At 33.0% G+C, this 13,998-nt stretch carries 15 protein-coding genes; 5 read left to right on the top strand and 10 right to left on the bottom strand.

All coding sequences use genetic code 11. The annotated features are described in order from the left end of the window. Positions 1 to 107 precede the first annotated feature (107 nt). The 4 genes from B0M43_RS12485 to hemN all read left to right on the top strand — a co-directional run bounded on the left by B0M43_RS12485 (position 108) and on the right by hemN (position 3,063). The gene (locus B0M43_RS12485) at positions 108 to 530 is read left to right on the top strand and encodes a DoxX family protein (protein ID WP_078008111.1); all 423 of its coding nucleotides are present in this window, start codon (positions 108 to 110) and stop codon (positions 528 to 530) included. Between the two features lie 116 nt (positions 531 to 646). Next, positions 647 to 994 (top strand): hypothetical protein, encoded by a 348-nt coding sequence (locus B0M43_RS12480; protein WP_078008112.1) that lies wholly within the window; start codon positions 647 to 649, stop codon positions 992 to 994. Positions 995 to 1,103: 109 nt separating this feature from the next. Then, a complete protein-coding gene (locus tag B0M43_RS12475; protein WP_078008113.1) occupies positions 1,104 to 1,580 on the top strand; it encodes a hypothetical protein in 477 nt (158 codons plus the stop codon). A 118-nt stretch (positions 1,581 to 1,698) separates the two neighbouring features. Further along, on the top strand, positions 1,699 to 3,063 hold the full coding sequence (gene hemN, locus B0M43_RS12470) for an oxygen-independent coproporphyrinogen III oxidase (RefSeq protein ID WP_078008114.1): 1,365 nt from the start codon (positions 1,699 to 1,701) through the stop codon (positions 3,061 to 3,063). Here hemN and B0M43_RS12465 read toward each other — a convergent pair. The 8 genes from B0M43_RS12465 to B0M43_RS12430 all read right to left on the bottom strand — a co-directional run bounded on the left by B0M43_RS12465 (position 3,060) and on the right by B0M43_RS12430 (position 11,755). Next, positions 3,060 to 3,761 (bottom strand): sulfite exporter TauE/SafE family protein, encoded by a 702-nt coding sequence (locus B0M43_RS12465; RefSeq protein ID WP_078008115.1) that lies wholly within the window; start codon positions 3,759 to 3,761, stop codon positions 3,060 to 3,062. The genes hemN and B0M43_RS12465 overlap by 4 nt on opposite strands. Positions 3,762 to 3,836: 75 nt before the next feature. After that, positions 3,837 to 4,286 (bottom strand): FixH family protein, encoded by a 450-nt coding sequence (locus tag B0M43_RS12460; RefSeq protein ID WP_078008116.1) that lies wholly within the window; start codon positions 4,284 to 4,286, stop codon positions 3,837 to 3,839. An 11-nt stretch (positions 4,287 to 4,297) separates the two neighbouring features. Beyond that, positions 4,298 to 5,716 (bottom strand): cytochrome c oxidase accessory protein CcoG, encoded by a 1,419-nt coding sequence (ccoG, locus tag B0M43_RS12455; protein WP_078008117.1) that lies wholly within the window; start codon positions 5,714 to 5,716, stop codon positions 4,298 to 4,300. 11 nt (positions 5,717 to 5,727) lie between these two features. Beyond that, positions 5,728 to 6,666, bottom strand: a complete 939-nt coding sequence (locus B0M43_RS12450) for a cbb3-type cytochrome c oxidase N-terminal domain-containing protein (RefSeq protein WP_078008118.1) — start codon at positions 6,664 to 6,666, stop codon at positions 5,728 to 5,730. Positions 6,667 to 6,668: 2 nt separating this feature from the next. Beyond that, the gene (locus tag B0M43_RS12445) at positions 6,669 to 6,863 is read right to left on the bottom strand and encodes a cytochrome C oxidase subunit IV (protein WP_065447907.1); all 195 of its coding nucleotides are present in this window, start codon (positions 6,861 to 6,863) and stop codon (positions 6,669 to 6,671) included. Between the two features lie 7 nt (positions 6,864 to 6,870). Beyond that, positions 6,871 to 9,057 carry a cytochrome-c oxidase, cbb3-type subunit I gene (ccoN, locus tag B0M43_RS12440; RefSeq protein ID WP_078008119.1) on the bottom strand — a complete coding sequence of 729 codons (2,187 nt, stop codon included), beginning with the start codon at positions 9,055 to 9,057 and terminating at the stop codon, positions 6,871 to 6,873. Between the two features lie 2 nt (positions 9,058 to 9,059). Beyond that, positions 9,060 to 9,251 carry a cbb3-type cytochrome oxidase assembly protein CcoS gene (gene ccoS, locus B0M43_RS12435; protein WP_065447905.1) on the bottom strand — a complete coding sequence of 64 codons (192 nt, stop codon included), beginning with the start codon at positions 9,249 to 9,251 and terminating at the stop codon, positions 9,060 to 9,062. 116 nt (positions 9,252 to 9,367) lie between these two features. Beyond that, positions 9,368 to 11,755 (bottom strand): heavy metal translocating P-type ATPase metal-binding domain-containing protein, encoded by a 2,388-nt coding sequence (locus B0M43_RS12430; RefSeq protein WP_078008120.1) that lies wholly within the window; start codon positions 11,753 to 11,755, stop codon positions 9,368 to 9,370. A 205-nt stretch (positions 11,756 to 11,960) separates the two neighbouring features. Between B0M43_RS12430 and B0M43_RS12425 the strand changes: the two genes are divergently transcribed. Further along, positions 11,961 to 12,641 (top strand): Crp/Fnr family transcriptional regulator, encoded by a 681-nt coding sequence (locus B0M43_RS12425; RefSeq protein ID WP_065447903.1) that lies wholly within the window; start codon positions 11,961 to 11,963, stop codon positions 12,639 to 12,641. Here B0M43_RS12425 and mazG read toward each other — a convergent pair whose 3' ends face one another. Then, positions 12,642 to 13,412: a nucleoside triphosphate pyrophosphohydrolase gene (mazG, locus tag B0M43_RS12420; RefSeq protein WP_065447987.1), complete on the bottom strand. Its 771-nt coding sequence runs from the start codon at positions 13,410 to 13,412 to the stop codon at positions 12,642 to 12,644. It abuts the gene before it with no gap. 100 nt (positions 13,413 to 13,512) lie between these two features. Beyond that, the gene (locus B0M43_RS12415) at positions 13,513 to 13,998 is read right to left on the bottom strand and encodes a DUF5606 domain-containing protein (protein ID WP_078008121.1); all 486 of its coding nucleotides are present in this window, start codon (positions 13,996 to 13,998) and stop codon (positions 13,513 to 13,515) included.

Raw genomic sequence — 13,998 nt, 5'->3', positions numbered from 1 at the left:
CCCACAACAAGTTAAAAAAATACAAAAATCTCAATTTCAGACACTTAAAATTAAATATATCATTAAAAAGCAGTAACTTTAGATATAATTTTTAATCACGTAGTATCATGGAAAATGTAAAAAGTTTAAATAAGTGGGCAAATGCGCACACTTATTTACCGGTTGATTTAGTACGTATTGTTTTGGGGGTATTTTTATTTATGAAAGGAGTTTCTTTTATAACCAATATTCAATATTTACATGATTTAATTTCTCCAATTGATCAATTTGGCGGCGGAATGTTTCTATTGCATTATATTGCACCAGCTCATATGATTGGTGGTATTATGATCTTTTTCGGACTGCTTACCCGCTGGGCAATCGCAGCTCAATTACCAATATTATTTGGGGCAATTCTCATCAATTTTATGGGACATATGCATTCTGAAAGCTTAATTTTGGCCATCGTCGCTTTATTAGTTTGTATTTTCTTCCTGTTTTACGGCAGCGGAAAACATTCAGCTGATTACTATTTCAAAATGCAACAGTAATTTATTTTATCCTCAACTACTTCAAAATTTTGAGGATAACATAATAACACTACTTTTAAAGTTAATTAATTCTTTAAAATTTCTTTAATTGTATTTTATGAGTTAAATTCGCCACCATGAATTGGATTCGTAAAACTGTTATTTTTATATCACTTCTGATAATTGCTTTTTTTGCTGTTCAGGCAAACGAATCTTCTATTGAAATAATTGAAAGTCAAAAAACGGATACCAATTTCTCAATAGATCACGCCGATTCATTGGCTTTTATTCAACCGCAAACCACTTATCAGTTTTCTGCAAATATAAAATCAAGCTCATCTGGTTTAATCAAATGGTTTGATTCTTTAATGATGGTGATTCCACAGCACAAAGCCGTTCAATCAACATCAAACTTTGCCAATCAATTTGCAACTCAGAGCAAAAAAGTCCTTTTGATGCTCTATCCTTTCCATTTTTTCTGGTAGACATTTTATGAAATTTTAACTAAGGAAAAACTTTTCCTGATAAAGTGAGCCGTTTTCTATCGTGAAAGCTGTTTCATATTTTATAATAATTTACCCAATTTTAAAATCAATGGAAACAAGTGTAACCATAATTGGTATTGTGATCGCGATCATAGTAGCCATTCCTGTATATTTTTCAGCACGAACGAGCGCTGCAAGCAAATCAAAAATTTTAAACATAAAAAAGAAGTTCAGTCCAACACATCCGGAAGATTTTGATCTAACTGAATCTCAAAGTAACAAGACACTAACAATAGATCAAAAAAACAGACGATTTATTTTAATGAATTTCAATCCTAATCAGCAAGAATCTACTTATGTAGATTTAAAGACTGTATCATCATCTAAATTAGTTTTAACCACTGAAGGACCATCAGATACAATTATAAAAATCGACTTTGAATTTCAGGATAAAGAAACTTCTAAAAAAATTACAATACCATTCTATGATTTTGATGATGACCGCATCAAACAAATAAGTGCTTACCAAGATCATCAGTTTGCAAAAAAATGGCTTAAAATCATTCAAGATTCTATTTCACGTTAGTTATTTAATTCAGAAAAGAGGCTCCTAGTGAGTCTCTTTTTTTTGCTAAATATATGATATTTGTCATTTTCTGCGTCGTCCATAAATTCTAATTTTGAATTATACAAAATCCGACTTTATGAAAATCTCACTGACCCAAAAGTACAATGTTCCAGGTCCCAGATATACAAGTTATCCAACAGTTCCATACTGGAATGAAAGCGATTTTACTACTCAGGAATGGATAGCGTCTTTTCAGAAATCTTTTTCAGAAAGTAATGCTCAAAACGGAATTAGTTTATACATTCATTTACCTTTTTGCGAAAGCATGTGCACCTTTTGTGGCTGCAATAAACGCATTACAAAAAACCATTCAGTTGAAGAAACGTATATAAAAGCCGTCTTAAAAGAATGGGATTTATATTGTAATTTATTACCTCAAAAACCTCTTATAAAAGAAATTCATTTAGGCGGGGGAACTCCAACATTTTTCTCGACAAGCAATTTAGAATTTCTTATAAATAGTATTCTCTCTAAAGCAGACAAAGCTCTTAATTACGAATTTAGTTTTGAAGGTCATCCTAACAACACTACATATGAACAACTTAAAAAGCTTTATGATTTAGGCTTTCGCCGAGTGAGTTTTGGCGTTCAGGACTACGCAGAAAAAGTTCAAAAAGCAATTCACAGAATTCAGCCTTTTCATAATGTTGCAAAAGTAACTTTTTGGGCAAAAGAAATTGGTTATACATCAATAGGTCACGATATTATTTTTGGATTACCATTTCAAACGATTGAAAACGTAATTGATACTGTTGAAAAAACAAATTCTTTAAAACCGGATCGTTTAGCATTTTACAGCTACGCACATGTCCCGTGGATAAAAGGAAACGGACAACGCGGATTTAATGAAGAAAACCTTCCTAAAGATGCTGAAAAGCGTAAACTATACGAAACCGGAAAACAAATGCTTTCTCAAAATGGTTATCACGAAATTGGTATGGATCATTTTGCGTTAGTAACTGATAGTTTATATAAAGCAACAGCCAACAAAGAACTTCATCGAAATTTTATGGGTTACAGTGCCTCAAAAACACAACTTATGATTGGTTTGGGAGTTTCATCTATTAGTGACAGCTGGTACAGTTTTGCTCAAAATACAAAAAGCATCGAAGAATACTATCAATTGCTAGAAGAGGACAAATTGCCTGTTATAAAAGGCCATATCTTAAGCGATGAAGACTTAATCATTAGAAAACATATACTAAATCTCACCTGTGAATTTGAAACTTCCTGGAATACTGAATCCTTATATTTTAAAGAAATTCCTAACGTATTAGAAGATTTAAAAGAAATAGAAAAAGATCAACTGATTATAATCGAGGAAGGCAAAATAAAAATCACAGAAGCCGGAAGACCTTTTGTTCGAAATATATGTATGGCATTCGATTTACATCTAAAAAGAAAATCACCGGAAACAAACTTGTTTTCGATGACAGTTTAATGACAATTAGGAGTTCCTTGCACAAACAAACTCATATTCGACGGAGAAATATAAGGAATTCCTAAACCTAGTCCTCTAAGGACAAATAAGACACCAATTACTACAGCAACATACGGAATTGCCTTTTGGATTTTATTTCTGAAAGGCAATTTTATTAATGAATGTACATAAACAACAATCGTCATTAAAGGAACTGTTCCCAGCCCAAACAAAATCATATACAAAACCCCAAAGCTGGCACTTTGCATGGCGATCGCTCCAAATAAGGCTACATATACCATTCCGCAAGGCAAAAAACCATTTAATAATCCTATTGTAAAAAGGGATTTATATGTTTTCTTTTTAAATTGATTTCCTAAACCTGATTTTACTCTGGAGATAATTTTATAAACCGGTTTTGAAAAATTGTACTTTGAAAAAACTTTCTCCGGAATCAAAACTACAAGAATCATCGCCAAACCTATGAAAATAGACATCTTCTGCTGTAGTCCGGCCAGGAAAAAGCCTCTTCCTAATAATCCAAAAATAAGTCCGACTGATGCATACGCAGTCAGTCGTCCTAAATGATATGTTATGATCTGTGTAACTTTTTTTGCTTCATTTTGATGATCTACAGGTAACATCATAGCAATTGGTCCGCACATTCCTATGCAGTGCAAACTACTTATTAAACCTAATATGAAAGCTGAGTATAGCATTTATTATTGCTTTTCTGTTTGCCACAGATTAATAGGGCTAAAATGATTTAAAACATTTTTAATTTAATGCATTTATCATTTTACATAAATCACTTCTTTTGATAGGTATTTTGTCCCTTTATATTCCCATTCCATATTAACATCCCAACGCCCTTTAATTAATTTCTTTTGCGGAATAAGCAAAGACGAATTAATCAAAACAATTTGAGTATTAAAATCAAATTTTTTATTTGAAGGTCGGTATAATGAAACATTTCCTTTTATTTTATCATTTTCAAAAGTGGCAGGAAAAGCAATTTTCACACCATTCTCTGTATAAGTAATAGAAGGTCTTTGCTGCAAATCATGAGCATTTTGAATTCGGGCCATTTCATCCTGAAAATGCGAATCGTGTTTGTAATATTCTTCTACAACTAAATCGTTGTCATATTTACTATTCGACTGAACTTCGAAAACAAAATATAAAATAAAGCTCATAAACAATGCAAATGCTATGACAATTCCTGTTCCCCAATTTATTTTCATGATAGTATATTTTAATTAAAACTTCGTGGTCCTAAAAAATTAGTTGTGGTAGTTTCGAGTAATTCTGTACCGTTATAAACTCCAATTTTAACTTTGGTTTTATCGCTTTCCAAAAGAACCTTATCAATTTCTATGAATAATGTTCCTTGTGAGATTCCTTCTTTTAAAACTTTAAAATGCTGTTTCCCAACGTTGTTAATATTCCCTTTTTGATCAATTAATTCAAAATGAATATCCTGATAATCTTTCATCGTTTTATTAACGATTTTATAGGTATAAACATTGCTAATCATATCGCCTTTATGCTGAAACAACTGACCTGGCAAACGTAAAACAACAGCCTGAACATCGGTTCGTAAAAACAACATTCCAACAAAAACACTTAATAAAATGAACAAAACAGCTGAGTAGCCTTTCATTCTTGTTGTAAATTTAAAAGGTGCTTTTTTTACAATTTCATCTTCAGAAGCGTATCGAATAAGGCCTTTTGGTAGACCTACACTTTCCATTATTGTATCGCATTCATCAATGCAGGCGGTACAATTGGTACATTCTAACTGAGTTCCGTTTCGAATGTCTATTCCCATTGGGCACACATGTACACATTGGTGGCAATCAATACAATCTCCTTTTCCTGTAGTTGCTCTATCTTCTTTTTTATTGAATTTCGCACGACCGGCGTCCTTTTCTCCCCTAACAAAATCGTAAGCTACATTAATAGATTTATCATCTAAAAGTACACCTTGCAATCTTCCATACGGGCAGGCAATAATACAAACCTGTTCGCGAAACCAAACAAAAACAAAATAGAAAACTCCGGTAAAAATAAGCAATGCAATAAAATTACTTGCCTGCTCAATTGGTCCTTGTTCGACCATTAAAAAAAGCTGATCGCTACCTACTAAGTAGGCCAGAAAGATATTTGCAATACCAAACGAAATCAGAAAAAAGATAGTCCATTTAATTAATCGCTTTCTAATTTTTTCGGCATTCCATTCCTGCCTTGCTAATCGGGACTGAGCGCCACGATCACCATCAATCCAATATTCAATTCGGCGAAAAACCATTTCTAAAAAGATAGTTTGCGGACAAATCCATCCACAAAAAATCCTTCCAAAAACCACAGTAAATAAAATTATAAAAACAATACCAACAAGCATTGAAATTACAAAGAGATAAAAATCCTGCGGCCAAAACGGAAATCCAAAAATATTAAAACGTCGCTCCATAACATTAAACATCATGAATTGGTTTCCGTTTACTTTTATAAACGGATTTGCAATTAAGATGGCTAACAATATGTAGCTAACTATTTTTCTATATTCATAGAATTTACCAGACGGTTTTTTAGGGAAAATAAATTTTCGATTACCTCCTTCATCAATAGTTCCGATGGTATCTCTAAAAGCTTCGTCTGGTAAATTTGACATGATTTTTGTAATTATTTTTTAACTTCAGTACTATCCTTTGGTGTACTTGCTGTGGTATCTTTTGTTGGAGCAGTTTCATCAACCCAAACTTCTCCTTCTGATTCTTTTGGATCTTTTGGATTACTTCCTTGCAAGGACAGAATGTAACTCGCTACTTTTTGAATTTCTTTAGGTTTCAAAGTTCCCTTCCAGGCAATCATTCCTTTACCGTCACGACCGCCATTAGTTATGGTATGAAAAAGATTTTTAATTCCTCCACCCAAAATCCAACGATTATCAGTTAGGTTTGGTCCAATTTGTCCTCCGGCATCAGCGCGGTGACATGCAGCACAATTTGTTGTAAAGATTTCTTTACCTGCTGCTAAATTTTCAGGATCGGTTAGTAAAACAACTGTTTTTTCATCCATTAAATCCGGCGCTGTTTTAAGGTATTCATCTAAATCAATTTTTGCCTGAGCCATTTCTTTTTTAAGCTCCATCTCCTGATCATCTCCACCAAAAACCTCATAACGGGCAAAATAAATCACTCCAAAAACGATGCAGATATAGAATAAATATACCCACCATGGCGGTAAATTGTTATCTAACTCTTTGATGCCGTCATAGTCATGATCCATCAACAAGTCACCTTCTTTTTCTATAGGTTGGGTTTTAGTAAGCTTCTGCATTAGATCTTTATACCAGGTGCTTTCTGTTAAACTCAAGCTATTTTCATATTCCAGTTTTGCCTTTTCTTCGGGTGACATCAATTGGTACATAATGCGGTTCACTGCACTTAATGTAATTTCAATCGCAATCAGAATAAATAGAAAAACAATTAAAAAGAGGGCAACCATTGGGTACTTAATAAAAGCTGGTCTATCACCTGAATCTATAAAGTATTCCATTAGAGCAAATACGATGAAGAAAATAATCGGTACTCTTACATATACTGGGAAAAACTTTTTCATTTTTAAATATCTTTTGAAATTATACTGCACCCTTCATCTAATGGTATTTCACTCATTTCCTGTATTTTTTCTTTTTTATATGAGAATACCCATAAGCCCAATCCAACAAAAAAGAAAAAGAATATCAAGAGAGAAAGTATCGGGTAAATTGCTATACCCGAAATAGTTTCCATATTGTGTTTTATTTGTTCAAACATAATGCTGTTATTTAGAAGTCTCTTTTACTTTAATATCAGTCCCAAGTCTTTGTATATAAGCGATCAAAGCAACAATTTCTCTTTCATTCATCGGAACGAATTTTTCACCTTTTGCAGCTGCTTTTTTCTTGCTTTCCTCATAACTTTTTACAAAGTCAGGATCGTTTTCTAAGCTCTTCTCAATTGCAAGAGCCTGAGTTCTTAATGTTTTTTGTGCATTGGTAATATCAGATTCTGTATAAGGAACCCCAAGTGTAACCATAGCTTGCATTTTCTTTTGAGTTAATGAAATATCCATTGGCTCATTATCAAATAACCATTTATAACCTGGCATAATAGAACCGGCTGAAATACTTTGTGGATTCCAGAAGTGGTTAAAATGCCAATTGTCATTATATTTTCCACCTACTCTTAATAAATCCGGACCTGTACGTTTTGATCCCCATAAGAATGGATGATCGTAAACAAACTCACCTGCTTTAGATTGCGGACCATAACGCTCGACCTCACTTCTAAAAGGACGAACTGACTGCGAGTGACACCCCACACATCCTTCTCTTATGTATAAATCACGCCCTTCTAATTCTAAAGGTGTATAAGGCTTAACACTTGATATGGTTGGAATATTTGACTTAACCATAATAGTCGGTACAATTTGAATAATACCTCCAATTAAGATAGCAATTGTAGCTAAAATGGTTAACTGAATTGGTCTTCTTTCTAACCATGTATGGAATTTTTCACCTTTTAATCTTCCAGTGCTTATTCTTTGTAAAGCCGGAGCCTGTGCTAGTTCATCTTCGATTGTATCACCCGCTTTTACAGTCATTATAATATTGTAAACCAATGTGAGCATTCCAATAAGATACAAAGTACCTCCTATTGCTCTCATCCAATATAACGGCATGATTGCTGTAACTGTTTCCAGGAAATTACCATAAGTTAAAGTACCATCAGGGTTGAACTGTTTCCACATTGAAGCTTGCTGAAAACCTGCCACGTACATTGGTAAAGTATATAAAATGATTCCTAACGTACCAATCCAGAAATGGAAATTCGCTAATTTTTTAGAAAACAATGAACTTTTCGTCATTCGCGGAATTAACCAGTAAATAATACCAAAAGACATAAATCCATTCCAGGCTAGTGCTCCCACGTGTACGTGAGCAACGATCCAGTCTGTATAATGCGCGATAGCATTGACATTTTTTAAAGAAAGCATTGGACCTTCAAAAGTGGCCATTCCGTAACCAGTAACAGCTACTACAAAAAACTTCAGAACCGGCTCCTCACGAACTTTGTCCCAAGCTCCTCTTAATGTTAAAAGTCCGTTGATCATACCTCCCCAAGATGGGGCAATAAGCATTACCGAAAATGCAACTCCCAAATTTTGAGCCCAGTTTGGTAAAGCTGAATATAATAAGTGGTGCGGTCCTGCCCAGATATAAATAAAAATCAAAGACCAAAAGTGAATAATTGATAATCTATAAGAGTAAACCGGACGGTTTGCAACTTTTGGAATAAAGTAATACATTAGACCTAAAAATGGAGTTGTAAGGAAAAATGCAACCGCATTATGTCCGTACCACCATTGCACCAAGGCATCTTGAACACCGGCGTAAACAGAATAGCTTTTTAAAGCTGATACGGGAATTTCGATATTATTAAAAATATGCAAAACGGCTACTGTAACAAATGTGGCAAGGTAAAACCAAATTGCAACATATAAGTGACGTTCTCTACGACGTAACATTGTACCTATCATATTGATTCCCATAACTACCCATATAAGGGCAATAGCGATATCAATAGGCCATTCTAACTCAGCGTATTCCTTAGATGAAGTAAATCCTAAAGGCAATGTAATGGCTGCAGCGACAATAATAAGCTGCCAGCCCCAAAAATGTACATTACTTAAAAAATCACTAAACATTCTTGCTTTTAGCAATCGCTGAAGTGAGTAATACATTCCTGCAAAAAAAGCGTTCCCAACAAAGGCAAAAATAACAGCGTTGGTATGCAAAGGTCTTAATCGACCGTAGCTAAGCCACGAAATACCATCTGTCATGTTGGGAAAAAGGTACATAACCGCTAAGGTAAGCCCTACTAACATACCAACTACCCCAAAGAGAATAGTGGCGTAAATGAATTTTTTTACAATTTTGTTGTCGTAATAAAACTGTTCCATTTCCATAATTATACTTGTTTTTCTTCTGTTTTTGATTTTTTATTCAAGGGAGTAATTTTTGTTTCATCGTCAAAAAGCATTCTGACGGAAGGTGTATAATCATCATCATATTGTCCTGATTTAACAGCAACAATAAAGGCAATAAAAAAACAAATTGCCACGAAAATACTTACTGAAATTAATAGATAAATGACACTCATACCTTATTTATATGTTCAACAAAATTACTAGGTAGGTCGTTGTTAAAATATGATAATTATCATAGTTGTAAACTAATGTTAAATTTAATAAAAAAACATTTACAAATCACTTATAACTATCTTAAAATACTCTTACTTAAATAGTTAGACATCAAAGTAACAAAACTTACGATTGTAATTGTACTCAAAGGCATAATAATGGCGGCTACTAATGGAAGCAGGTTGCCGGTTACTGCAAAAGAGAGCCCAACAATATTATAAAGGAGGGATAAAACAAAACTCATCTTAATTATCATAATTGATTTTTGTGATAATTTTAAAAAATAGTTCAGGCGTGAAAATTCTGAAGCGTCTAAAATAGCATCGCAAGCTGGAGAAAAAACATTGACATTCTCAGAGATAGAAATGCCAACATTACTTTGTGCTAAAGCTCCGGCATCATTTAAACCATCTCCTACCATCATCACATTTTGGCCTTTATCTTGTAATGCCCTGATAAATTGAAGTTTCTGTTCTGGCTTTTGATTAAAGATCAATTCAGTTTCTAAAGGTAAAATAGATTGAAGACTTGCCCTTTCTCCGTCATTATCTCCGGATAAAACCTTTATTTGATATGTTTTACTTAAATTAAAAAATAAATCTTCTAAGCCTTCACGGTATTGATTTTTAAAAGTAAATTTTCCGTAATAAACATCATCAATTTTAACATGAAGCGCAGTTTTTTCAATTTGAGATGAGTCGGGTCCTGAACTTCCCACAAATTCAGCAGATCCAATTTTTAGTTCTTTATTATTTACGGAGGCCAAAATTCCTTTTCCGGTTATTTCCTGAAAATCATCAATTTTAACTTTCTGTGTTTCTGATAAAAAATCATACAGCATGCGGCTTAATGGATGATTAGAAGCCCGAAGTACATTTTTTATCAAAATATAATCTTGTTCAGAAAGAATATTTCCTTCATATGAAATATTTGACTTTTTATTTGTTGTGATCGTTCCCGTTTTATCAAAAACAATCGTATCTACCTTTGCTAATTGTTCAATGACCAATGCATTTTTAAGGTACATTTTTTGTTTTCCCATTATTCTTAGAATATTCCCAAAAGTAAAAGGTGCTGTAAGGGCAAGTGCACAAGGACATGCAACAATTAAAACTGCTGTAAAAACATTAAATGCTGTATTGGCATCTATGAATATCCAATATGCAAAACCTGCAAAAGCAATTAATAATAATATAGGAGTAAAATAACGGCTTATGGCATCTGTAATCGTTTTATGTTTTTGAAACACATTTTTCTGAAAAATTTCATTGCTCCACAACTGGGTAAGATAACTTTGTGAAACTGAGTGCAACACTTCCATCTCGATTACTTTACCTATTTGTTTACCACCGGCAAAAACTTTATCTCCGGATTTTTTAGTAATAGGAACAGCTTCACCAGTTACAAAACTATAATCGATTTCGGCTTTTTCACTAATTAAAATACCATCTACCGGAATTAATTCCTGATTTCTAATCAACAATCTATTCCCTTTTTGAACATCGTAAACAGGAACACTTTCTTCTGATGTGTCAGTATTTATTCTGGTGACTGCAATGGGGAAATAAGATTTAAAATCTCTTTCAAAACTTAAAAAGCTATAGGTTTTAATCTGGAACATTTTTCCGAGCAGCATAAAGAAAACCAAGCCCGTTAAACTATCAAAAAAACCAGAGCCGTAATTCATTACAATATCAAAAGTACTTCGAATGAACATTACGACAATTCCTAAAGCAATAGGAATATCAATATTTAGCATTCCTGATTTTATACTTTTGTAAGCTGATACATAATAACCACTGGCAGAATATAAAAAGCTGGGTAACGCTAAAAGAAAGATCAATATTCTAAAAAATGGTTTATAATTATCAAGCCAAAACTCTTTAATCTCAAAATATTCCGGAAAGGACAATAACATTATATTACCGAAACAGAAAAAAGCGACACCTAATTTATAAGTTAAAGTTCTATCTACATTTGTTTTACCTGTTTCATAGTTTTCTAAACTAATGTAAGGTTCGTAACCTATTGAACTTAGCAAATAAACAATAGCTTTTAAGGAAACAAGATCTGAATTGAATGTAATTCGAACTCTTTTTTCAGGAAAATTAACTTGGGAAATACTTATTCCAGGTTGAATTTTGTTTAAGTTTTCAAGAATCCAAATACAGGAACTACAATGAATATGAGGGATATTTAACGAAGCAATGGCAGTATTGCCTTCTTGAAACTCTAATACTTTTGATAAAATTGCTTCATTGTCCAGGAAGTCATATTTGCCCTTAATATCTTGTGGAGTGGCACCTGGCGACTTTTCGAAATCATAATAGCAGGTCATATCATGAAGACTAAAAATTTCGTAAACGGTCTTACATCCGTTACAACAAAACTTTTTTTCATCAAAATTGATTTCTTCATTTTTAGTTATGGTCAACCCACAATGAAAACAACTCTGCTCACTCATAAAATCTGTTTTTTTGATACCACAAATGTTAAAAAAACTAGAGATGATAAAAATGATATTTATCATGTTATCACGAAATCGAATTCTAAATTTAACAAAATAAAACAGGTAAATAACAATATTCTTTTTTTTCGGCGTTTTTTTTACGAATAATAATGCCTACTAAAGCGAATAATAGTTAATTTTGCAGTAAATATTTTTTGCCATGAATAAATGTGATCAATGCATCGTACGACAGCTTTCTTCTCTTAAAGCACTTAATAAAGATGAAGTTGTAAAATTGGCTAATAGCAAGACCACCTATAAAATAAAAAAAGGAGAATCCATTTTTGAAGAAGGTGAAGTTACTAATGGCGTTTTTTGCATAAAAGATGGTGTTGGAAAACTCTCTAAATTAAGTGCAAACGGAAAAGATCAGATTGTAAAATTAGTACAATCAGGTGAACTTTTGGGCCAGCGCTCAATGATTAGTAATGAACCTGCAAATTTATCAGCAAAAGCAGTTGCTGATATGGAAGTTTGTTTTATTCCTAAAACTGAAATATTACACTTTTTTAACAATAACAATCAGTTCTCAATGAACCTGATGCAATCTGTTTGTGAAGATTTGAAAGAATCTGAAAACGACAAAATAGCTTTAGTTCAAAAAACCGTAAAACAACGTTTGGCCGAAACACTATTGCAATTGCATGATTCTTTTGGTGAGAATGCTGATAAAACTTTAAAAGTTCAACTTACAAGAGAAGAATTAGGTGGAATAATAGGTACCGCTACAGAAAGCTGCATCCGATTATTATCCGACTTTAACAAGTTGGACCTAATTGAATTAGTAGGTAAAAAAATCATGCTTAAAAACATTAAAGCATTAAAAAAAATAGCCGAATAATTATAGTTTTTTTGCTTCGTTCCAAAACACATCCATTTCTGCCAAAGTCATATCCATTAAGGGTTTTCCTAATTCTCCGGCTTTACTTTCGAGATATTGAAAACGCTTAATGAATTTTTTATTCGTGCGTTCTAAAGCATCTTCAGGATTTACATTTAGAAATCTTGCGTAATTGATCATAGAGAATAAAACATCACCAAATTCAGCCTCAATTTTATCCTGATCACCTGATTTTACCTCAACTTGTAACTCTTCTAATTCTTCCTGTACTTTATCCCAAACTTGGTGTGGCTCCTCCCAATCAAACCCTACACCTTTTACTTTATCCTGAATTCGGCTAGCTTTGACCAAGGCCGGTAAGCTTCTTGGAACGCCTTCCAGAACTGATTTCTTACCTTCTTTCAACTTTAATTTTTCCCAATTTTGCTTTACTTCTTCTTCATCCTTAACAACAGTGTCACTATATATATGAGGATGACGATGAATTAGTTTATCACAAATTTCATTACAAACATCTGCAATATCAAAATCGTTAGTTTCAGAGCCAATTTTTGCATAAAAAACTATATGTAACAGCAAATCACCCAGTTCCTTTTTTACTTCATTTAGATCATTATCTAAAATAGCATCTCCCAGCTCATAAGTTTCTTCGATAGTAAGATGTCTTAGCGTTTGCAAAGTCTGTTTTTTATCCCACGGACATTGCTCACGAAGTTCATCCATAATAATTAATAATCGTTCGAAGGCTTTAAGTTGAAGTTCTTTGCTCATTTTATGATTTTTTTGGGATTGTAACAAGTAATTGTAAAAGTAAAAAATCCTGCCAAGAAAACATCTTAACAGGATTAATATATTTGAATGCAGTTAACCGCTATTCTTCTTTTTTTGCTTTTGCTTTTTTAGCAGCAGGCGCTTTTTTTGGTTTTTCTTCAACAACCGGAGTTTCCTCTGCAGCTTCGGCAGCAGCAGGAGCCAAATCACTTACTAAATCTTTTGCCTGAAGTGTATTGTACCAGTTTAATACTTTTTTAATATCAGAAGGATAAACTCTTTCCTCATCATAATCAGGAAGAATTTCTTTAAAATAAGCTGCTAATGTAGCATTATCTTCTTTATGAGAAATTGCCTGACCTTTATTTTCCTTAGTAGCAATACGTTGCATTACTTCTGTCAATGGTTTTTCTCCATCGTAAGTATAAATTGAAATTTCTGACAATAAACTTACATTACTTTTTAAGTTAACAGTAATTTTTTTTCCGTCTGTCAATGATTCTGCCACAAAGCCTGTACGAGTTTGCACTTTCAATACATATAAACCTGGTTTCCCAGAAATGGCTAAAATTTTCTCTAAATTCAT

The sequence above is a fragment of the Flavobacterium sp. KBS0721 genome (assembly GCF_002007065.3).
GTDB classification, from domain to species: domain Bacteria; phylum Bacteroidota; class Bacteroidia; order Flavobacteriales; family Flavobacteriaceae; genus Flavobacterium; species Flavobacterium piscis.
This window is presented reverse-complemented; position numbering and strand designations above follow the sequence as displayed.

Coding starts and splice junctions, on each gene's coding strand:
- B0M43_RS12480 (WP_078008112.1), top strand. CDS start 647: ATGAATTGGATTCGTAAAACTGTTATTTTTATATCACTTCTGATAATT.
- ccoG (WP_078008117.1), bottom strand. CDS start 5,716: ATGTCAAATTTACCAGACGAAGCTTTTAGAGATACCATCGGAACTATT.
- hemN (WP_078008114.1), top strand. CDS start 1,699: ATGAAAATCTCACTGACCCAAAAGTACAATGTTCCAGGTCCCAGATAT.
- B0M43_RS12450 (WP_078008118.1), bottom strand. CDS start 6,666: ATGAAAAAGTTTTTCCCAGTATATGTAAGAGTACCGATTATTTTCTTC.
- ccoS (WP_065447905.1), bottom strand. CDS start 9,251: ATGAGTGTCATTTATCTATTAATTTCAGTAAGTATTTTCGTGGCAATT.
- B0M43_RS12430 (WP_078008120.1), bottom strand. CDS start 11,755: ATGAGTGAGCAGAGTTGTTTTCATTGTGGGTTGACCATAACTAAAAAT.
- B0M43_RS12475 (WP_078008113.1), top strand. CDS start 1,104: ATGGAAACAAGTGTAACCATAATTGGTATTGTGATCGCGATCATAGTA.
- B0M43_RS12445 (WP_065447907.1), bottom strand. CDS start 6,863: ATGTTTGAACAAATAAAACACAATATGGAAACTATTTCGGGTATAGCA.
- mazG (WP_065447987.1), bottom strand. CDS start 13,412: ATGAGCAAAGAACTTCAACTTAAAGCCTTCGAACGATTATTAATTATT.
- B0M43_RS12485 (WP_078008111.1), top strand. CDS start 108: ATGGAAAATGTAAAAAGTTTAAATAAGTGGGCAAATGCGCACACTTAT.
- ccoN (WP_078008119.1), bottom strand. CDS start 9,057: ATGGAAATGGAACAGTTTTATTACGACAACAAAATTGTAAAAAAATTC.
- B0M43_RS12460 (WP_078008116.1), bottom strand. CDS start 4,286: ATGAAAATAAATTGGGGAACAGGAATTGTCATAGCATTTGCATTGTTT.
- B0M43_RS12415 (WP_078008121.1), bottom strand. CDS start 13,998: ATGAATTTAGAGAAAATTTTAGCCATTTCTGGGAAACCAGGTTTATAT.
- B0M43_RS12425 (WP_065447903.1), top strand. CDS start 11,961: ATGAATAAATGTGATCAATGCATCGTACGACAGCTTTCTTCTCTTAAA.
- B0M43_RS12465 (WP_078008115.1), bottom strand. CDS start 3,761: ATGCTATACTCAGCTTTCATATTAGGTTTAATAAGTAGTTTGCACTGC.